The sequence below is a fragment of the Aeromonas sp. 84A genome, from assembly GCF_051919345.1.
GTDB lineage: Bacteria > Pseudomonadota > Gammaproteobacteria > Enterobacterales > Aeromonadaceae > Aeromonas > Aeromonas veronii.
On record NZ_JBQBEW010000001.1, the window covers coordinates 2946573 to 2966253 of the forward strand.

At 59.9% G+C, this 19681-nt stretch carries 14 protein-coding genes and 3 pseudogenes; 9 read left to right on the forward strand and 8 right to left on the reverse strand.

Translation table 11 applies throughout. The features are described 5' to 3' along the window. Positions 1 to 54: 54 nt before the first annotated feature. Positions 55 to 2073 carry a bifunctional tRNA (5-methylaminomethyl-2-thiouridine)(34)-methyltransferase MnmD/FAD-dependent 5-carboxymethylaminomethyl-2-thiouridine(34) oxidoreductase MnmC gene (mnmC, locus tag ACTG20_RS13455; protein ID WP_194496352.1) on the forward strand — a complete coding sequence of 673 codons (2019 nt, stop codon included), beginning with the start codon at positions 55 to 57 and terminating at the stop codon, positions 2071 to 2073. 95 nt (positions 2074 to 2168) lie between these two features. Here the strand turns inward: mnmC and ACTG20_RS13460 are convergent, their stop codons facing one another. Both ACTG20_RS13460 and ACTG20_RS13465 read right to left on the reverse strand, forming a co-directional pair. Further along, positions 2169 to 2765: a DUF922 domain-containing protein gene (locus ACTG20_RS13460; RefSeq protein ID WP_194496351.1), complete on the reverse strand. Its 597-nt coding sequence runs from the start codon at positions 2763 to 2765 to the stop codon at positions 2169 to 2171. 183 nt (positions 2766 to 2948) lie between these two features. Then, positions 2949 to 3413 carry a hypothetical protein gene (locus ACTG20_RS13465; protein ID WP_194496350.1) on the reverse strand — a complete coding sequence of 155 codons (465 nt, stop codon included), beginning with the start codon at positions 3411 to 3413 and terminating at the stop codon, positions 2949 to 2951. A 195-nt stretch (positions 3414 to 3608) separates the two neighbouring features. Between ACTG20_RS13465 and dcuC the strand changes: the two genes are divergently transcribed. The 5 genes and pseudogenes from dcuC (at position 3609) to ACTG20_RS13490 (ending at position 10066) form a co-directional block, all read left to right on the forward strand. Further along, positions 3609 to 4961, forward strand: coding sequence for an anaerobic C4-dicarboxylate transporter DcuC (dcuC, locus tag ACTG20_RS13470; protein WP_194496349.1), 1353 nt, complete (start codon positions 3609 to 3611; stop codon positions 4959 to 4961). A gap of 91 nt (positions 4962 to 5052) precedes the next feature. Then, positions 5053 to 6697: pseudogene (locus ACTG20_RS13475) on the forward strand (bifunctional metallophosphatase/5'-nucleotidase). Positions 6698 to 6886: 189 nt separating this feature from the next. Beyond that, positions 6887 to 8530, forward strand: coding sequence for a hypothetical protein (locus ACTG20_RS13480; protein WP_194496347.1), 1644 nt, complete (start codon positions 6887 to 6889; stop codon positions 8528 to 8530). A gap of 143 nt (positions 8531 to 8673) precedes the next feature. Further along, on the forward strand, positions 8674 to 9177 hold the full coding sequence (locus ACTG20_RS13485) for a M48 family metallopeptidase (protein ID WP_005333421.1): 504 nt from the start codon (positions 8674 to 8676) through the stop codon (positions 9175 to 9177). A 26-nt stretch (positions 9178 to 9203) separates the two neighbouring features. Next, positions 9204 to 10066: pseudogene (locus ACTG20_RS13490) on the forward strand (DUF2927 domain-containing protein). A 176-nt stretch (positions 10067 to 10242) separates the two neighbouring features. Here ACTG20_RS13490 and ACTG20_RS13495 read toward each other — a convergent pair. Together ACTG20_RS13495 and ACTG20_RS13500 are read right to left on the reverse strand one after the other, a co-directional pair. Further along, on the reverse strand, positions 10243 to 10494 hold the full coding sequence (locus tag ACTG20_RS13495; protein WP_439987719.1) for a DinI family protein: 252 nt from the start codon (positions 10492 to 10494) through the stop codon (positions 10243 to 10245). Positions 10495 to 10568: 74 nt separating this feature from the next. Continuing rightward, positions 10569 to 13004: a DNA polymerase II gene (locus tag ACTG20_RS13500; RefSeq protein ID WP_439987720.1), complete on the reverse strand. Its 2436-nt coding sequence runs from the start codon at positions 13002 to 13004 to the stop codon at positions 10569 to 10571. A 204-nt stretch (positions 13005 to 13208) separates the two neighbouring features. Here ACTG20_RS13500 and ACTG20_RS13505 point away from each other — a divergent pair, with 204 nt between their 5' ends. Further along, positions 13209 to 13700: a prolyl-tRNA synthetase associated domain-containing protein gene (locus ACTG20_RS13505; protein ID WP_439987721.1), complete on the forward strand. Its 492-nt coding sequence runs from the start codon at positions 13209 to 13211 to the stop codon at positions 13698 to 13700. Next, a pseudogene (locus tag ACTG20_RS13510) lies at positions 13701 to 14129 on the forward strand (GNAT family N-acetyltransferase). A 75-nt stretch (positions 14130 to 14204) separates the two neighbouring features. On the opposite strand, the gene ACTG20_RS13515 reads toward ACTG20_RS13510, so the two are convergent. From ACTG20_RS13515 to ACTG20_RS13530, 4 genes are all read right to left on the reverse strand, one after another. After that, on the reverse strand, positions 14205 to 15065 hold the full coding sequence (locus ACTG20_RS13515) for a PA4780 family RIO1-like protein kinase (RefSeq protein ID WP_439987722.1): 861 nt from the start codon (positions 15063 to 15065) through the stop codon (positions 14205 to 14207). A gap of 195 nt (positions 15066 to 15260) precedes the next feature. Next, positions 15261 to 16256: an LpxL/LpxP family acyltransferase gene (locus ACTG20_RS13520; protein WP_439987723.1), complete on the reverse strand. Its 996-nt coding sequence runs from the start codon at positions 16254 to 16256 to the stop codon at positions 15261 to 15263. A gap of 150 nt (positions 16257 to 16406) precedes the next feature. Continuing rightward, positions 16407 to 17396 (reverse strand): lipid A biosynthesis (KDO)2-(lauroyl)-lipid IVA acyltransferase, encoded by a 990-nt coding sequence (locus ACTG20_RS13525; protein ID WP_439987724.1) that lies wholly within the window; start codon positions 17394 to 17396, stop codon positions 16407 to 16409. A gap of 195 nt (positions 17397 to 17591) precedes the next feature. Beyond that, entirely contained in the window at positions 17592 to 18584 is a 993-nt protein-coding gene (locus ACTG20_RS13530) for a TDT family transporter (RefSeq protein WP_439987725.1), read from the reverse strand. Between the two features lie 102 nt (positions 18585 to 18686). Here ACTG20_RS13530 and ACTG20_RS13535 point away from each other — a divergent pair, with 102 nt between their 5' ends. Continuing rightward, positions 18687 to 19592, forward strand: a complete 906-nt coding sequence (locus ACTG20_RS13535) for a LysR substrate-binding domain-containing protein (RefSeq protein ID WP_439987726.1) — start codon at positions 18687 to 18689, stop codon at positions 19590 to 19592. The last annotated feature ends 89 nt before the right edge of the window (positions 19593 to 19681 follow it).

The following is a 19681-nucleotide window of genomic DNA, read 5'->3' on the forward strand; positions in this document are numbered from 1 at the left end:
ACCCGCTTTCGGCTGCCAAACTGGTCTGCTTTCACGTAGAATGCCCGCGATTTTGTGACACGAGCAGAGGAAAACGTGAGTCAAACATCCTTACATCATGCCCGATTGGACTGGAATGAAGCGGGAACTCCTGTCTCCAGTGACTTCGGGGATGTGTACTTTTCCAATGATAACGGTCTAAGTGAAACCCGCTACGTCTTTTTGCAGCAAAACCGGCTACCTGCGCGATTTTCGCACCACGATAGTGACAGTTTCGTGATAGGTGAAACAGGTTTCGGCACAGGCCTTAACTTTCTGGCGACAATGCAAGCCTTCCTGGAACAGGCGCCTCAATCCGGCAACGGCTCCCGTCTGCACTTCATCAGTTTCGAGAAATACCCCCTGACCCAAGACGATCTGCGCAAGGCGCTGGCCGCTTGGCCTGAACTTGGCCACTTGAGTCAGGATCTTGTCGCCCAATGGCCGCTGCCGGTCTCCGGTTGCCACCGCCTGCATTTTGCGGGTGGCCGCATTCGCCTCGATCTCTGGTTTGGCGACATCAAGGATATGCTGCCGCAGGTACCTCACCGGGCAGAGGGGCTGGTGGATGCCTGGTATCTGGATGGTTTCTCCCCGGCCAAGAACCCGGAAATGTGGACACAGGAGCTGTTTGATGGTCTCGCTCGCCTCGCTCGTCCCGATTGCTCCATTGCCACCTTTACCTGTGCCGGTTTTGTCCGTCGCGGCCTGATTGCCGCCGGTTTTGCCATGAAGAAGGTGAAGGGCCACGGTAGCAAGCGGGAGATGCTGGTGGGGGAGCGCTCCGACAAGCAGCCGCAGCAGACCATCGCCCCCTGGTATGCCCGTCCTGCCGGACGCGCTGGCGAGGTAGTGATCATCGGCGGCGGCATTGCCTCGGTCATGACGGCGCTCTCTCTGGTGGAGCGGGGTCGCAAGGTGACGTTGCTGTGTGCAGATGGCGAACCGGCCACCGGCGCCTCGGGCAACCGCCAGGGTGCCCTCTATCCACTGCTTAACGGCGAGCACGATGCCCTGTCACGCTTCTATTCCCTCGCTTTTGGCTATGCCCGCCAACGGCTGCTGGCGTTGGCCGAACGCCATCCTATCGCTTTCGAATTATGTGGAGTGACCCAGCTCGGCTATGACGACAAATCGGCAGCCAAGCTGACCAAGATGAGCCAGGGCCCCTTCCCGTCCGAACTGATGCATCCCCTCTCTACATTAGAGGTAGAGCAGGTGGTTGGCCTGCCCTGTGGCCACAGCGGCGTCAGTTACCCACAGGGGGGCTGGCTCTGTCCGGCCGATCTCACCCGAGCCGCCCTGAAAGAGGCGCAAGCCAGCGGCCTGCTTGAGGTGGTGTTCAACACCGAGGTGGTTGCCATTGCCGAGCAGACAGATGCTTGGCACATAGAGAGCCAGGACGGCCGCCACTGGCAGGCCCCCAATCTGGTGGTCGCTGCCGGTCACCAGTTGCCAGCACTGCTCCCCTTTGCCGAACTGCCGCTCTATCCGGTGCGCGGTCAGGTGAGCCATGTGCCGACCTCAGCCAGCCTGAGCCGGCTCAATACCGTGCTCTGCTACGATGGCTACCTCACGCCAATGCACAACGATCAACACTGCATCGGCGCCAGTTATGGCCGCAACCAGAGCAGCCTTGAGTTTCGTGCCGAGGAGCAAATCCAGAATCAGGTGCGGTTGCAAGCCTGCCTGCCGGAGCAAACCTGGCCCGCCGAAGTGGATGTGAGCGGCAACGAGGCACGCATAGGGGTGCGTTGTGCCAGTCGAGATCACCTGCCGGTGGTGGGGCCAGTGGCCAGATTGCAAGGTCTGGCGAATCACTATGCGCAGCTGCAGCATGATCAGCACAACGCCCAGCCACTCCCCCTTCACCCCGGCCTCTATGTGCTGGGGGCGCTCGGCTCGAGGGGCCTCTGCTCGGCGCCGCTCGGTGGTGAGCTGCTCGCCAGCGAGATCTGCGGCGATCCCCTGCCGCTGGCCGCCGATCTGCTGGAAGCGCTCCACCCTGCCCGTTACTGGGTACGCAAGCTGCTCAAAGGCAAGGCGCTGGTCTGAACCGGACTCTGCAAGCAAATAGAATGGCCGCCCATCGGGCGGCCATTCTATTTATCAAATCGTGCGATGCTGGATATTGCGTCTTGAGATAGCGCTTACTTGGGCCAGTGCACCCCGAGTTGTTCGCCGTAACCTGTTTGACGCTGGAATCCGTCGAGCCGTCCCTTGATCTTGTTCAGCTCGCCACTGCCTGCTGCCCACGCGGCATAGCGCAGCGCCTGGCAATCTGCATGGCCGGGTAATCCCGCAATCGCGCCACCCACCTGATTGGCCCCCTGCAGCACCATCTCCTTGAAGCGGGATTCGTAGTCAAACATGCTGGAGAGCAGCCGCCCCCAGCGCTGGCGGGCAGGAGCGTTACTGTTCGCGCTCTGACGCCAGCGGGGCAGCAACACGGTCGCGTTGGTGGATACAGTCACCCGGTTGAGCTGGCAGCGCCCCGGCAACTGCTCGGTATCCAGCTGCCAGTCCACCTGATAACTCGCCTTGCCGAGTACGGGCTTGCCATTCACCTTGGGAGCACTCTGGGCAATCGCCCGGGCAAGCTGCTCCGGACCGGTTGCATTGACCTCATAAAAACGGACATTGATGCGGGACTCTGGCACCACTTGCGGCCGGCTCGGCTGAGCCTGACTCATCAGGGGCAACAGCAACAACCCGACCCCCACTACTCCATAAACCTTGCTGACCATGCCAGACTACCTTCCTTGATTGCACGGGCGGAGTACCAACCTTGGTGAACCCCACCGCCACACAGATGACGGGTATAGCCTATGTGTGACGACGAGGCGGCGCAATACAATGATGCGCCCAGAAATCAGAGCACGCTCACAGGTTGCGTGAGCAGAGTATGGCACAAGGCCAAAACTGTATTTTTATTGAGCATGACGGCTGATGCGCTGCCAGTCGAGGTGATAGTTTTTCACATTGATGTCATGACCATCTATCTGAATAAAATGATCATTTTTAAGGCGGTTGGCAAAAAAGTCCTGATCTGCCCCCTCATTGAGCCACAGCTCGCAAAGTCCCTGTTTTCCCTCTTTGGCATAGAATCTCGGAGTGACCAGCAGCGCGACCCCATCTACCCGGATGGCATGACGGGCCAGGCAGTTTGCTTCGGTGGTTTTGGATGCCAGCGCGGCAAAACGGGGTCTGTTCCCCTCGGCAACCACCAGTACGCCGTAAGAGTGAGGAGCCATGAGACGCCGCATGGCGACCGCCTGATGAGGACCGGTTTGATGAAAACCGTCATTGGTTACCGCAAACACGCAAGTAGGTGAAAATAGCATCGCAAGCAGGAAAATAGAGCGTTTAATGCCTAAAAAGTCACCAATTGCCATATAAAAGCCTCAAAAGACAACCAAGGCTGGCAAGGGTAGGTAGCCAAACCCGCTGGGTAAAGTACCTTTACCTTTCTTTAATTCTGTTCATGGGGTTAAACGTTGATTTAGCTCACACAACATCCTGTTTCCAGTCGCCACTCTACCCCTATCGGAATAGACTCCCTCCACTCTCATCCAATCAGAAGGCAACATATGCTGGAACTCATCGTTGGCACCCTGGTCACCCTGGTGGTGGGCCGTGCCATTTTCAAAGGATACTCCGCGACCGGGGTGCTGCTGAGCGGCGGCTTGCTGCTGCTGGTCATCACCGCCATGATGGGCAAGCCGGTACTGCCGAGCAAGGTGGTCAGCACCGGTTACATTGCAACCGATATCTTCGAATACGTCCGCTTCCTGCTCAATGACCGTGGCGGTGGACTGGGGATGCTGATCATGGTGCTGTGCGGCTTCGCCGGCTACATGAGCCATATCGGCGCCAACACCATTCTGGTCAAGCTGGCCAGCAAACCGCTCGGCATCATCAAGTCCCCCTATATTCTGCTGGTGGCTGCCTATCTGGTGGCCTGCGCCATGTCGCTGGCGGTCAGCTCCGCTACCGGCCTCGGCGTGTTGTTGATGGCAACCCTGTTTCCGCTGATGGTCAACATGGGGATCTCCCGTGGCGCGGCTGCGGCCGTGTGCGCCTCGCCAGCCGCCATCATTCTGGCACCGACCTCCGGTGACGTGGTGATGGCCGCTCAGGCCGCCAACATGCCGCTGCTGGACTTTGCCTTCAAGCTGACCCTGCCCATCTCGCTGGTGGCGATCGCCTGCATGGCGGTGACCCACTTCTTCTGGCAGCGCTACCTTGACCAGAAATCCGGTGAGCACAACGAGCCGGTCGCCCCGGGTGATCTGGTGACGAATGCGCCAGCCTTCTACGCCATCCTGCCCTTTACCCCCATCATCGGGGTGCTGGTATTTGACGGCAAATGGGGCCCGCAGCTGGATATCGTCACCATCATCGTCATGTGCATGGTGCTGGCCAGCCTGCTGGAACTCGTGCGGATCCGCAATGGCAAGGAGCTGCTGGACGGTCTGCAGGTCTGCTGGCGCAACATGGCTGACGCCTTTGCCGGTGTGGTCATGCTGCTGGTTGGTGCCGGTGTCTTCGCCCAGGGTCTGATGACCATCGGCTTTATCGACACCCTGCTGGCTCACGCGCAGGATCTCGGTTCGGGTGGCCTGATCATGATGCTGTCACTGGTGGTGATCACCACCCTGGCCGCCTTCACCACCGGCTCGGGCAATGCCCCCTTCTACGCCTTTGTGGAGCTGATTCCCAACCTGGCCAGCAGCCTTGGCATCAACCCGGCCTATCTGGTGATCCCGATGCTGCAAGCCTCCAACCTGGGTCGCACCATTTCTCCGGTATCCGGGGTGGTGGTCGCTTGTGCCGGGATGGGCAAGCTCTCGCCGTTCGAGGTGGTCAAGCGCACCAGTATGCCGGTCGCCGTCGGCCTGCTGGTGGTGATTGTCGCCACCCAGATCATGGTACCCGCCTAATCGTTGACCAGCCCGGCACCCTGCCGGGCTGGTATCTTCCCCCCCCTTTGCAGTAGACTCGGTGCTCATTTTCCCCCTAAGGAGGACCGAGATGAGTATTACGGTTCAACTTGCCCATTTCAGTGATTGCCACTCCCACTTCGATGGCGCGCCCATGAGCTTCTCCCCTGTCGGTGAAGGCCAGTGGCGCACCCAGTGCGGCGGTTATGCCCGGATCCTGACCCGACTGACCCAACTGCGTGCCAAAGCCGCAGCAGCTGGCCAGCGTTTTCTGTTTCTGCATGGTGGCGACTCCTTTCAGGGCTCTCTCTATTTCAACCGCTTCAAAGGGCGCGCCAACGCCGACCTGCTCGCCATGCTGGCCCCCGATGCCATGGTACTTGGCAACCACGAGTTCGATCTGGGCAATGGCCCGCTGGTGGAGTTCTTGCGCCAGCTCGATTTTCCGGTGCTGGCCGCCAATCTGGACAACAGTCAGGAGCCAGCCGACACGCCGCTCGGGCTGTGGGATATTCCCCACCTCTACGACGCCCATCAGCCCTGGCATCGCCGGGTGATCGACGGCATTCCCTTTGCGCTGCTCGGCATCACCCTCGCCCAGATGGCTGCCATCGCCAACCCGGATCCCCACACCCGTTTCCACGCGGTCACCGAGACCCTCACCCGGGTGCTGCGGGAGATCAAGCGCGAAGGGATCCAGCATATCGTGCTGCTGAGCCACCTCGGGCTGGATCAGGACAAGCTGCTGGCCGAGCGCTTCCCCGAGCTCAGCCTCATCATTGGCGGCCATACCCACAGCCTGCTCGGCGATCTCGCGCCGCTGGGTCTGCCAAGCGAAGGCAGTTATCCGCTGATGAACAACGGGGTGGCTATTTTGCACGCTGGCCACAGCGCCCTCTGCCTCGGTGTCTGCGAGCTCACCTTCGATGAGGCAGGCCGCGTCGTGCAAAGTGAGGGGCAGCTGGAGTGGCTCCCCTGGCAGCCCTGGCCATTTGCCTCCACGCCACCTGTCGGGCTCACCTTCTGCGAGCCGGATCCACAACTGGAACTACATCTGGCCAAACGCTATCGGCCTGAGATAGAAACCATGAGCCAGCGCATCGTCACCCGACTGGCGGCGCCACTGCCCCATCAGCGGCTGCCGGATGCCACCCTGCCCCACGGCAGCCAGCTCGCCCCGCTGGTGGCCCGCGCCATGCTGACCGCCGCTCGTGAACAGGTAGGCGAGGTGGACTTTGCCCTGCACAATGCTGGCGGCGTGCGCTGCTCGCTGGAGCCGGGCCCCCTGAGCGAAGCAGATATCGCCGGTCGCCTGCTGCCGTTTGCCATTCCCCTCACCCTCTATCGGGTGCACGGTCACGTTGGCGGAAGCGCTGGAGAATGCCATCGACAACGCCACCAACAACGGCGTGGTCGGCAATGGCAACGGCAGCTTCCCCTACACCGCAGGGGTGCGATTCACCTATCAGGCCGATCGGCCCAAGGGTCAGCGCATCACCCGACTGGAGTGGGAAGCCGCCCCCGGCCAGTGGCAAGCGGTCAATGCCGAACAGGTCTATCGCGGAGTGTCGAGCGCCTATACCGCCTCCGGCAAGGAGGGCTACACCGCACTGGCGCGGACCCTGACCCAGCACAATCAGGAGCTCGGCATCACCCTGGCCGACGCCTTTATCCGCTGGGCCCGTCACCTGCCGACACTGGAAGCGCAGCCGCCCCTGCTTGAGTACATCCATTGATGCAGAGGGGGAATGGCTTTGCCACATCCCCCTGACGGCCAATATTGCCGCAGCCAGCGCCCGGTTCCCTGCAAGAACCGGGCTTTTTCGAGAATATTTGCCCCACACGGGCCCGCCCCATTGCATCGCACTCACTAGCTCGGCAAGATAGGCCCGCTTTCAAGACCAGCTGCAGGAACAGGCGACTTCATGAATCACTCCATCCGTTTCACTCCCCCTCGCGTCAACCCGGGTATCAAGCCAGCCATTGTGCTGCTGACCGCCTTGCTGGCGCTGCTCTTCTGTCTGCGCAACCCGCTCTTCCACGCCATGGCACCGGGCTTTGATGCCTCGCTGTTCGCGGTGATGGGCAAGATGTGGAGCGAAGGGGGCGTGCTCTATCGCGACATGATCGACATCAAGGGGCCGATGATCTTCGCCCTCGACGCGCTGGGTTATCGAATGGGGGGATTTGTCGGGATCTGGGCGCTGGAGTGGGTGCTCTGCTGGCTCGGACTGCTGGCCAGCTGGCAAGCCTTTGCCCAGCTCGGACTCTCGTTCAAGGCGCGCCTTGGCGCCATGCTGGCGGTGTTGGCTCTCTACGGCACCCGTTACTACTACGGCAACATGACTGAGGACTGGACCTTCCACCTCGCCCTCATCGCCCAGTGGGCCTTCATTACCCTGCTGCTGGACAAGGGATTTCGCTGGTGGCCCGCGCTGGTGGCGGCCCTTACCTTCGCCATCGTAGCCTGGATGCGCACCAACAACGGCGCCTTCTGGGGGGCCTGGTATCTGGTGCTGTTCTGCCACTGGTGTCTGCATGAGAAGTGGCGTGATGCCATCTTGCTGCTCATCTCCAGCCTGCTCGGTTTGGCGCTGATTGGCGGCCCGCTTTACGCTTACTTCCAGCAGCATGATCTGCTGGCGGCCTTCAAATACTACGCCTTCGACATCTTCTTCGAAGGGAGCTACGGCAATGGCTTCTCCCCCATGGTGGGCGCCGTCGGCCTGCTGCGCACAGGCCTTGTGATGCTGCTGCCCGCCTTCATCATTCTGATGCTGAGCCGCCGTCAGGAGTGGTATCTGCCCGCCCTGCTGGCAACCCTGTTTGGGGTGCTGTTTACCCTGATCGCCAACTCGGTCTCCGGCCATGTGTTCGATCACTACGACGTGCTCTATCTGCAACTGGCGGTGCTGCCGCTGGCGGTATTGCTGGATCGCAGCGAACAGCAGGCAGATGCCATCGGGCTGCTCTGCATCTCGCTGGTGGTGCTCACCGCCAGCTGGCTGCTGGCCCAGCAGCTGGTCTTTGGCTGGAGCACCAAGGAGTGGTCCCTCGAGCGGGTCAACGAGGTGCTCGGCACCAGCCTGCTGTGGGCGCTGCCGGTGCTGATCCTCATCCCCCTCTGGCGCGCCTGGGATGTGCGCAGTGCCACCCCCTGGCTGGCAACGCTGGCCATGCTGCTGCTGATGATCAACAACGCCTGGGAAGGCACCCTCAAGGGTCGCCCTTTCAATCCGGCCGCGCAGGTACGGGTTGACCGCATCAAGGCCGAGACAGTCCCGAGCGACAAGATCTGGGTCGATGGCATCCAGCCGCAATATTATCTCTGGACCGATCGCCAGCCAGCATCCGCCTACCTCTTCTTTGCCAACGTCAATCCGCCCTATGACGTACGCGAACGGGTGCTGGCCGATATCCAGCGCCAGAATCCGAAGTTCATCATCGCCAAGCCGGATCGGGTAAGCGAGGAGCTGAAAAAGCCGAGCGCCCCTTCCCATCTCGCCTTCTATCAATACCTGACCAGCCACTATGAAGAGGTGGATCCGGGTCTCTATCGCCGACGCTGATCGTCAATACGCCCCGCAGGGCGGCCATTGTTGCAATGGCCGCCCTTTTTCTTGCGCCAGAGCCCTTGCAGCGGCGGCCCGCAGTAGGCAAGCCCGCCCGAGATAACTACAATGACGCTCTTTTTGATGTAACGAGTGACACCATGGCGGAACTGACTTATCTGGGCGGCTATCCAGACCCTCTCAAGGCACAGGTACAGCAGCTGATTGCGGCAGGCAAGCTGGGGGAGATGCTGGCCAAACGCTATCCGGAGAGCCACCAGATCCAGAGCGACAAGGCGCTGCTCGCCTACACCATGGAGCTGAAGAACCGCTACCTCAAGAGCTCGGCGCCCCTGTCAAAGGTGGTGTTCGATGGCAAGATCAACGTGATCAAGGATGCCCTCGGCCTGCACACCTACGTCAGCCGGGTGCAGGGCAGCAAGCTCAAGGCCAAGAACGAGATCCGCATCGCCGCCCTGTTCAAGGAGGCACCGCCCCCGTTCCTGAAAATGATCGTGGTGCACGAGCTGGCCCATATCAAAGAGAAGGATCACAACAAGAGCTTCTACCAGCTCTGCCAGCACATGGAGCCCGACTATCATCAACTGGAGTTTGATCTCAGGCTCTGGCTCACCTGGCGCGATATCGACAAGGCCAACCGCTAGGCTGACAACCGTTTCAGGGAGGAAACATGTCATTTGCCGCAACCCCCTTTGGTGCCACCCGCTTTATTGCCACTTTGGTAATGGCCAACTTGGGCTGCGCTGCCCGTCCCCGCTGCTCGTCACACGGGCTGCTGGCGCTGCTGCTTTTGCTCGCGGGCCACAGCGCCCGTGCCGATGAGCGCTGGCAGAGCGACAGCTATCTTGTCGAGAGCTTTATGGCCATCGCCATGGAGCGGGAGTATGGCGAAGCCAGGCAGACCCGTTTTGCCCGCTGGCAGCAGCCGATCCGGCTGCAACTTATCAACGAGTCGGGTGACAAGCCGCTGCAGGCAGACGTGGTGAAGGTACAGGCGGCCCATCTGGCTCGCATCACCGGCCACTCCATCAGCATGGTGGCCGCAAAGCCCAACCTCACCCTGATCATGACCGACTACAACAAGATGAAGAGCTGGGCCAACCGCACCATGGGGGGGATCCATCGGTCAAGATGGCGCTCAAGGAGGGGCTCTGCCTTGCCAACTTCGCAACCAATGCAAAACACGAGATCAGCCGTGCCACCATCATCATTCCGGTAGACTACAGCCGGGCCAAGGGACGCTTTCTCGACTGCGTGGTGGAGGAGTTCACTCAGGTGATGGGGCTGCCCAACGACTCGGACAAGGTGTTTCCCTCCATCTTCAATGACAACAGCATCGACAGCTTTTTGACCGGGCTGGACTATGTGCTGCTAAAGATGGCCTATCACCCGGCCCTCAAAGCCGGAATGAGCAGTGACGAGATCCGCGCCACACTGCCTATCGCACTGGCCGATCTGCGTGCCAAAGGGGAGATCCGCGAAGCCAATCGCCGGGTGCAACAGCAGAGCCTGAAAAGCTGGGCGGGACTGTAACGGCATGGCTCAACCCAGAGCCAGACAAGCCACCGCGAGCCTCTCACCACCCACAAAAAACGCAGCCACTTGGCTGCGTTTTTTGTTATCCGGGGATCTGCGGAGCGTTAACGGGCATGCCCGTTTATCCGCCGCCCATTTATCGAACGCCCGAGTTATCCACTGACCGTGCGGGATCAGGAGGCGACGTTCTCTTCCGGCATCCAGCTGTCGGCGTTCTCCCACACCTCCTGCACCATGGCTTCGGCCAGCTCTTTGTCTTCCTTGCTGGCTCGGCTGACGGTCAGGGCCATGGCGCTGCCCGGCGCGACCCGGACATGGAGGTCGGGGAATTTTTCGCCCAGCTGCTTGAGCAGCTCCTGACGCAGCGCCTCCATGGTCGAGGTCGGGATCTGATGTTTTCTGTCGATGATGATTTCAAGACGCATAGGAAACTTCTCCATGATTTATAGCTGTATTTTTATCCAGTATTCATGGGAAGTAAAGGGCCATCTTGCAGCAATCAGAAAAGATCCAGCTGCTGGCCGCAGATCCGGTCAAACGACTCGCCGATAAAGGGCAGGATGGCGTCGGCGATAGGCCGCAACTGCTTGTCGATATAGTGTTCGTAATCGATGGCACTGCGCCGGTACTCCTGCGGTTCGGGGCCATTGAGAGTCATCAGATAGGCGATGGAGCCCCGATGCTGATAACGCAGGGGCAAACCGCGACGCAGGTTCTCCTCATCGGCCAGACGAGCCGCCCGCACATGGGGTGGCACGTTCTTCTGATACTCCTCAAGTTTCTGGCGCAGTCGCTTTCGATAGACCAGCAGATCGTCGTGACGACCGGCGCGAGTCTCATCCACCATGGTACGCACATAACCGCTGGGATCCTGGTCATGAAACACCAGCTCGTAGAGGTGGGTCTGAAACTTCTTGGCCAACATGGTCCAGTCGGTGCGCACCGATTCGAGCCCCTTGAACACCAGCTGTTCACTGCCCTCACTGGCCTTGCCAACCAGCCCGGCATAGCGCTTCTTGCTGCCCTTCTCCAGCCCGCGGATGGTGGGCATCAGAAAGCGGCGGTAGTGGGTCTCGTACTGGATCTCCAGATAGCTCGGCAGGTTGAACTCGCGCCTGATCAGTGCAGCCCAGTTATCGTTGATCATTTGCGCCAGTCGCTGGCCAATCTTGTCCGCCTCATCGGGGCTGGTCTCGCGCCCCAGATGGACAAAGGTGGAGTCGGTGTCGCCATAGATCACCTCGAATCCCTTCGCCTCAATCCACTCGCGGGTCTGCTGCATGATGCTGTGGCCACGCAGGGTGATGGAGGAGGCAAGGCGTGGATCATAGAAACGGCAGCCTCCCGACCCCAGCACGCCGTAGAAGGAGTTCATGATGATCTTGATGGCCTGGGAGAGCGCCTTGTTGCTGGCCGCCTTGGCCCGATCCCGCGCCGCCCACAGGGTGGCGATAAGATCCGGCAAGAAGTGCCGCTCGCGGGAGAACAGGGCGCCGCGAAAGCCGGGAATCGCGTGCTCGGGGTGTTGCAGCCCCTCGATGAGCCCCATGGGGTCGATGCAGAAGGTGCGGATGATGCTGGGATAGAGGCTCTTGAAATCGAGCACCAGCACATGGCGATAGAGACCGGGTTTGGAGTCCATCACATAGCCGCCAGGGCTCGCCAGCCCACCATCGGCCGGCAGATTGGGGGCCACGTAGCCGCCACGATGCAGCCGCGGCAGATAGAGGTTGGTAAAGGCCGCCACCGAGCCCCCTACCCTGTCCAGCTCAAGACCGGTGAGGGAGGCGCGCTCGATGGCAAAGGGGATGAGGTGGCAGTAGTCAAAGATCTCCCACACCAGCTTGCAATCTTCCAGGTTATAGCGAGCCAGCGCCTCCTTATCGGAGTGGAACAGCTCGGTGATCTTCTCCCCCCGATTGGCCACATCCTCGATATCCTTGCCACGGCCAAGCAGTTCGCTCGCCACCGCATCCAGGCTGTAGCTGGCAAACTGCCAGGTGGCGCTTTTGAGTGTATCGATGCCATCGAGCACCATGCGCCCGGGGATGATGACGTTGCCGGTCTGGGGATCGCCCCGTGACGAGCGCCAGAAACAGAGCTCGCGCCCCCGTCCGAGCCGCAGCCGCCGCTTGTTAAGCTCGGCGCGGCGCAGCAGAAGACGAAAGTCGAAGTTGACCACGTTCCAGCCAATCACCAGATCGGGGTCATGCAGGCTGAACCAGCACTCCAGCGCACTCAGCAGGGCGCTCTCGTCCTCTACCCACTGGACCTGAGTGCCCCAGCTGTCGGCATCCGCCTCCGGGGTGCCGATCATGATGACCCGCGCATCCTGTTCGCTGTAAAGACCGACCGAGAAGAGCGCCCCGTCCATGGCGCACTCCACGTCCAGCGATACCCAGGAGAGAGTCGGCGTCACCACCTGGGGTGCGCAGCGCGCCTCGTTCACCTCCCAGTAGCCGTGTTTGCCACCCTTCTTCACCGCCCGGCCATCGAAACGCACGCCGGCGGTGATGAAGCGCTCCATCAAAAAACGCTCTGGCAGCCGGATATCTGCCTCGAAGTGCTCCAGCCCGCGAATGAGCAGCAGCTCGATGGCGCGGTGAAAGGCGCTCAGGGTAGCGAAATAGCAGCCCACCACAGGGCGACCGTCGAAGGTATGCATCGGCAATCGGCGAAACCGCCCGCTCACCCCGGCCCCTTTAAACAGCTCGGCGGCTTCTGCCATATGGCTCTGTGGCAAAAAGAACACCGGCTGCTGCCCCGACAACACCAGTCGCACTGGCCCCTGCGCGCTCCAGAGCCACATCACGATCTCGGTCGTGGCAGCCTGCCCGTTGCGGCCGCGCACATCCCGCCCGTGACGGGTCAGAATAAAGCCGTCTCGCGGCGGTGTAGTGGATGGGATGGGCAGGTGATCGGTCATGCAAGTCATCGGATCAACATGGAGATGGGAGTATTGTACGTTCATACAGTGCTTTGCCGCAATCGGCACGCCCAGCCGCCATGGCCACGCCAGGCTGCGAGTCGAGCCGCAAACTGGTAAGCTCGGCCAAAGTGGCAGCTACTGCCGGTGGCGGCTTTATTCGCTACACCATTCATCCAACACCCCACTCTTCACCCAACATCAGGAGGTCATGTGGCGCTCTACTCTCTGCTGGATCAGCTGGCCATTCCCTATCAGCGCATCGAGCACGCCCCCGTCTTCACCTGCGAGGAGGCCAGCCGGCTGCTGCCCGACCTGCCTGCCGCCAAGAGCAAGAATCTCTTCCTGCGCGATCCGAAAAGCGAGCGGCTGTTTCTGGTGGTAACGCCGGAGGAGAGCCGGGTCGATCTCAAGGCGCTGGCAACCGCCCTTGGCGTCAAGCGACTGAGCTTTGGCTCGCCAGAGCGGCTGGAGGCCGTGCTTGGCCTCACCCCGGGTTCGGTCACCCTGCTCGCCATGGTGCGCGACAGGGAAAACGCCGTAGAGTTGGTGGTGGACGAAGCCATCTGGCAAGCAGAGCAGATGCAGTGTCACCCGATGGTCAATACGGCCACCCTGCTGATCCGCCTCGACGACGTGCGTCGCCTGCTGGCCCACCTCGGCCGGGAGGCCAATGTCATGACACTGCCGGTCGTGGCAGATTAAATGGCAGATGCCCCAGCCTATCACCGTTATGTCACCAAGTGTGTCAGAGGTGGGATGCCGCTCTATCAAGGGGCGCAATATGACTCGGAGAGCTGGCTACAGAGTCTGCAAGCTCATGCAGGGGGAGACCATTTACCCGATGGATACCCGCCTACCACGACCTATTATGCTCTCGATGCCGTGGCGAAGGGGCTGCCGCGGTGCTGCTTGGCTGGGACAACAACACATGTTGAGCAAGCCAGTGCTGATCAACTGTGGCAAAGAGAATCTGGCCTCCCACAAGGTGATTGCAACGGCAGGCGGCTGGAGCGTCGTCGCTACCATCCGGGAGATCGCCGCTGGCTGGAGATGTACCAGCTAGTTCCCCGGCCCCGTCTGACGACAACAGCAGTATTGGCAACTGTAACAAGCGATCCGTTGCAAGGATGACACCACCAAGCGACTGCAGCCAGACTTGCTGATGTAGCAATAAAAAGAGCGCCCCAAGAGCGCTCTGGCCATCCCTCAGTAACTGTCTTCCTGCTCTGCCTTCATCCGTGCCTGACGGGCGTAAGCCTCCTCTTCGGCACTCTCGATCTCTTGCAGCACCGAATCGAGATCGATGGTGGCGCGGCTCTCTTCAAAGTGCCCGGTCAACTCACGCTCTGGAGTGAGTTTGCCATCTTCAAACAGTGCCCATATCTCCTGGGCATAACGGGTCTTGAGCAACTCGGGGGCATACATGCCGTAGTAGTTGCGCATGTTGTTGACGTCCCTCTCCAACATAGCCCTGGCCTGGTTGTTGGCGGCAGCATCCACCACCTGGGGCAGGTCGATGATGACGGGGCCCTGGCTATCCACCAGCACGTTGAACTCCGAGAGATCGCCGTGGATAAGGCCAGCGCAGAGCATGCGTACCACATAGCGGATTACCTTGGCGTGATCGACCAGCGCCTGCTCCGGGCTCAGCACCACATCGTTGAGGCGCGGCGCGACATGGCCATCTTCATCGGTGATGAGCTCCATCAAGAGGACGCCATCGAGACAAACATAAGGCTGTGGCACCCGCACACCCGCCGCAGCCAGCTTGAACAGAGCGTCGACTTCGGTGTTCTGCCACACCTCTTCATGCTGCTTGCGACCGTACTTGGAGCCCTTCTCCATGGCACGTGCATCGCGGCTGCTCCGCACCCGGCGCCCCTCCTGATAGACCACCGCCTGTTTGAAGCTGCGCTTGGACGCCTCTTTATAGACTTTGGCGCAGCGAATATCGTCACCGCAGCGCACCACGTAGACATCGGCCTCTTTGCCGCTCATCAATCGGCTGACAACCTCATCGACCAGGCCGTCATCAACCAGTGGTTGGATTCGATTTGGAACTTTCATGGCCGCCCTTTTACCCTATTTCCGCTCTCGAAGATAGCTCCGCGCACACTCACCTGCCTCTCCCTTTCATAAGACACCCTGTTATCCCCTGTTTGCGCTGTTTTTGTCCACACGTTCGCCTTAAAAACCACCAGCAGCAGACCAAATACGAAAGGCGCCTGTGCCAACAAAAATGGCCCGCAAGCGGGCCAATTTTCAAGGTTCGGGCGGCAAGCCCTGACGAATGCGCTGGATCCCCGCTTCATAGAGGCCGTCATCCCCCTCCTGATGCTCCAGGGTTTCGAAGATCTTGAGAAACCACATGTACTGCTCGGGATGGCGGGCCACCTGCATCTCCACCACCCGGTTCATGGCATTGACGTCCGCCAGCAAATCGGCGGTAGGATAGGGATCAAAAGGCGGCTCGATCTCCAGCAGATAAGATCCCTCCTCCTCGTCATAGCTGGCGAAGATGGGCACCGCTCTGGCACCGGTCAGCTTCACCAGCTTGGGCAGGGCAGGCAGGGTTGCCTTGGGGCGGCCGAAAAAGGGAACAAATACGCTCGCCTCGCGGCCGTGATCCTGATCCGGCAGATAGAAGAAGCTGGCTCCAGCGCGGATCGCCTTGATCGCCGGCTTGATACCGACGCTGCGCTCATACACCTTGCCTGCTTTGGCTCGTTCGCGGTTGATGTACCAGTCGAACACCTGATCCTTGGGGCTCTTCATCATGGTGCACATATTGATGCCCATCATGGAGAAGTAACGACCAATCATATCGACCGCCCAGGTATGAGGCACCACCAGGATCACCGGTCGGCCAGCGGCCTGCTCCGCTTGCACATGCTCCCAGCCGCTCACCTTGACGCGGCGAGCAAGATGCGTTTTGCTGCGCCAGCTAAGCTCGCCAAAACCCATAAAGGTCTTGAGCCCGACCCGGATCGACTTAAGCAACAACGCCTGTCGGGCGGCGGCATCCAGCCCAGGAAAGCAGATCTTGAGGTTGGTATCGGCGATATAGGCCTGCTTTTTCGAAAAACGCAGCAGGGTCGGCGAAACCAGATCGGCAAAGCGATCTCGCACCCTCGCAGGGGTAAATGCCAGCAAAGAGAGCAGGCCCAGCGCACACCAGCTGCCCCACCATTTGGGATGCAGCAGGCGAGTATGAAATGAGGTATCAAATACCGGATCTAATGCGGACATGGCGGCCATCAAGTCATCAAAAACAAACGGTTATTGTAGTTATCCTGATATTTTTTTCTAGCCTAAGGTGCCAGACCGCCGACCTGCTAAGCACTGATCAGACGAGCCATCACAATAAATGACTCTTTTGACGCCACACCAATAAATGCAGAGCAAGGGTCAGTCGTGAGGCAATAATCCCTTGCGGATCCGTCTAATCCCCTCTTCGTAGAGGCCATCCATTCCCTCCTGCTCCTGACGGGTATCGAAGATCTTGAGGAACCACATGTACTGACCCGGGTGGCGCGTCAGTTGCTGTTGCACCATGTCGTTCATCCGACAGGTATCGGCCAGCACATCCCCGGAGGGATAGTTGTCGAACGGAGCCTCGATCTCCAGCCGATAGCAGTGGCTCGCTTCGTCATAGCAGGCGAGCAACGGCACTGCCTTGGCACCACTCACCTGGACCAAACGGGGCAAGGCTGGCAGGGTCGCCTTGGGATAGTCAAAGAAGGGGGCGAAGATGCTCTTCTCGCGGCCATGATCCTGATCAGGCAGATAGAAGAAGCTGCGACCGCTCTTGATGGTTCTGATCACGGCCTTGATCCCGGCGCTGCGCTCATAGACGCGGCAACCGTTCCTGGCCCGCGCCCGGTTAAGGTGCCAGTCAAACACCGGATTGCGCGCCCGTTTCATCATGGTGCACATAGACACCCCGCGCTGGGTAAAGCAATAGCCTGCGGCATCAACCGGCCAGGTGTGGGGCACCACCAGGATCACCGGACGACCGGCGGCACGTTCCGCCTCGATATGTTCCCAACCGCTCACCTGCATCCGGCTCATCAGATAACGCTGGCTGCGCATGGTGAACTCGCCAAATCCCAACAAACTCTTAAGGCCGACCCGGATCGAGGTCAATGCGATGGCGTCGCGCTCGGCCAGGCTCTTGTGCGGAAAGCAGACCTCCAAGTTGATTCTGGCGATATAGAGCTGTTTTTTCGAAATCCGAAACACCAGCGGAGCCAGCCAATCTGCCAACCGGTCACGCAGACGCACCGGAACAAACGCAAGCACCATCAGCACGCCGAGTGCCAGCCAACTGAACCAGTAACGGGGGTAAAGGAAACGAGACTCAAAAATGGGGTTGAACAGGGGATCTTGGGGCGGCATGATTCACGGCTTACATCAAAATGGTGGTGCATTGTAGTCACCCTGACAGGTAATACCAGTTAAATCCGCACTCTCACGCGCAAAAGACGGAACCATATGACAGAAGTGGCGAAAAGGTAAAAAAATGCCCCGCATTGCGGAGCATTTTGTTTGCTGATTAATCCGTTGAACGACCAGCCAGGTCAGGCGTCTTGCTTAACGGTGGCCACCCTGATGGGACATACCGTGACTTACCACGACCTCTCGCTGCGGCAGAAAAAACATCAGATAACGCAGTGCCACATAACCGACGATGATGGTAGCCACTCCCAGCTCAAGGTGGGCAAGCAGGCGGATCTGCTCGGCATAGTGAGCGCTCTGCTCAAGCCCTTCCACCAGATGAGCCACTTTGAACAGGGCGGTGGCACCGATCACCAGCGGGAAGGTGAAGGCGGCATAACCCGGCGAGAAGGGCAAACGCAGCAGCTTGATGAAGGCCAGATAGATGATACCGGTCATCAAAATCGCGATACCGAACAGTATGGCCACCAGCAGCAGGGAGGGATCCTGGCTAACGGTCAGATAACCGGCCAGAGAGAGACTGGCTGGGGCCGCCAGAATGGCAATAGTCGGTTTGGCTGCATCCGGCACTTCATGGCTGAAGATGAGGCGATAGAGCATCAGCGGCAGCATCAGGCCGTAGCAGATGATCCCGAACCAGAGCAGGCCGTTGGCCAGCGAGGCAAACTGACCGCCCGGGAAGGCGACGTCAGCTACAATAATCCCCACCGGCGGCACAAACCAGCTCGGCACCATGTGGTGAATTTCAAACTCTTTGGCGCGATGCCAGATAAAAGTGGCCAGGAACAGCAGGTGAACAGCTACGGCAAACAGCCAGAGGGCCTCGCCCGCTTGCGGCGCAATCATACCGAGCGCTTTGGAGACCACCATGGTACCCATGGCATAGGTCGGTACCACACTGCCGACTACGGGGTGAGCGAGATCCTGCAACAGCAGGCGGGGGTGAAGCAGAAACTTGAAGGTCAGGATCACCAGCAGCACGGCAGCAATGGCAGCGCCCAGCAGTTGCATCCGGCCATCGAAGTGACCGGCATTTTCCCAACACCAACCAAGGCTGGCGATGCCCAGCGCCAAACCCGCCATGGGGGTTGGGGCGGCAGCCAGTGATTTACGGGTTCTTGCGATCATGATGACACCTTTCTATTGATGACTATGGCGATAGGATAATGCCCCCTTATCGTTTACGATATCTAAATGAATTAAATCAATCATTCAGGAAAACCAAACACGATGAAACTGACCCTGCAGCAGCTGAAAGTGTTCGCCACCATTGCCCGCTATGGAAACCTTGGCCTTGCCGCCAACGAGCTCTGCCTGAGCAAGGGGGCCGTTTCCCAGTCGCTACAGGAGTTGGAGCGCCAACTCTCCACCCCGCTGTTTGACCGTATTCACCCCAGATTACAGCTCAACAACGAGGGGCGCTTGCTGCAACCGGCCGCCGAAGAGCTGTTGACCCGGATGCAGGATATCGAGAACCTGTTCAGTCCCGATGCCGAGTCGAGTGGCCAACTACGCCTTGGCGCCAGCCAGACCATCGGCAACTACCTGCTACCGAACCTGCTCGCCAGCAGCAAACAGGAGCTGGGGCTCCCCCCCAAGGTAACCATCAACAACACTCACCTGCTCTGCCATGCTCTGGCCAACTTCGAACTGGATATGGCACTGATCGAGGGGGATAACCACCACCCCGACCTGCTCGCCGAACCCTGGTTGCAAGACGAGATGTTGGTAGTGGCCCCACCTGGTCACCCTCTTGCCGACAAGATGAATCTCCCTCTCTCCCGACTGGGTGGCGAGACCTGGGTGCTGCGTGAAGCACAATCGGGCAGCCGCGAGCAGTTTATCCAGCAGATCCAGCCCGAGCTGCCCCGCTGGCAAGCAGGGCTTGAGCTCAACACCCTGGAGGCGGTGATGCTGGCGGTGGAGAAAGGGCTCGGTATCTCCTTTATCTCCCGGCTGGCAGCCTCCGATCGGCTCAAAAATGGTCGGCTGATCGCCCTGCCCCTCTCCCGCCGCTTCCCGCGCCAGCTCTCCCTTATCTGGCATAAACAGAAGTACCACTCCACCTCCCTGCGCCACTTTATCCACTTCTGCCGGGCTCAGCTGAACGATGCCGAGGTGATCAGCTTAGAGTAACGCCTGCTCGGAGCGCCACTGACAGCCCCGCACGCTCATGAAGGAAAAAGCAGAGAGGGGGACACGGCACCCTCTCTTTGATTCGCTTG

Coding starts and splice junctions, on each gene's coding strand:
- ACTG20_RS13530 (WP_439987725.1), bottom strand. CDS start 18,584: ATGATCGCAAGAACCCGTAAATCACTGGCTGCCGCCCCAACCCCCATG.
- dcuC (WP_194496349.1), top strand. CDS start 3,609: ATGCTGGAACTCATCGTTGGCACCCTGGTCACCCTGGTGGTGGGCCGT.
- ACTG20_RS13520 (WP_439987723.1), bottom strand. CDS start 16,256: ATGGCCGCCATGTCCGCATTAGATCCGGTATTTGATACCTCATTTCAT.
- ACTG20_RS13535 (WP_439987726.1), top strand. CDS start 18,687: ATGAAACTGACCCTGCAGCAGCTGAAAGTGTTCGCCACCATTGCCCGC.
- ACTG20_RS13465 (WP_194496350.1), bottom strand. CDS start 3,413: ATGGCAATTGGTGACTTTTTAGGCATTAAACGCTCTATTTTCCTGCTT.
- ACTG20_RS13485 (WP_005333421.1), top strand. CDS start 8,674: ATGGCGGAACTGACTTATCTGGGCGGCTATCCAGACCCTCTCAAGGCA.
- ACTG20_RS13495 (WP_439987719.1), bottom strand. CDS start 10,494: ATGCGTCTTGAAATCATCATCGACAGAAAACATCAGATCCCGACCTCG.
- ACTG20_RS13525 (WP_439987724.1), bottom strand. CDS start 17,396: ATGCCGCCCCAAGATCCCCTGTTCAACCCCATTTTTGAGTCTCGTTTC.
- ACTG20_RS13515 (WP_439987722.1), bottom strand. CDS start 15,065: ATGAAAGTTCCAAATCGAATCCAACCACTGGTTGATGACGGCCTGGTC.
- ACTG20_RS13480 (WP_194496347.1), top strand. CDS start 6,887: ATGAATCACTCCATCCGTTTCACTCCCCCTCGCGTCAACCCGGGTATC.
- ACTG20_RS13460 (WP_194496351.1), bottom strand. CDS start 2,765: ATGGTCAGCAAGGTTTATGGAGTAGTGGGGGTCGGGTTGTTGCTGTTG.
- ACTG20_RS13500 (WP_439987720.1), bottom strand. CDS start 13,004: ATGACTTGCATGACCGATCACCTGCCCATCCCATCCACTACACCGCCG.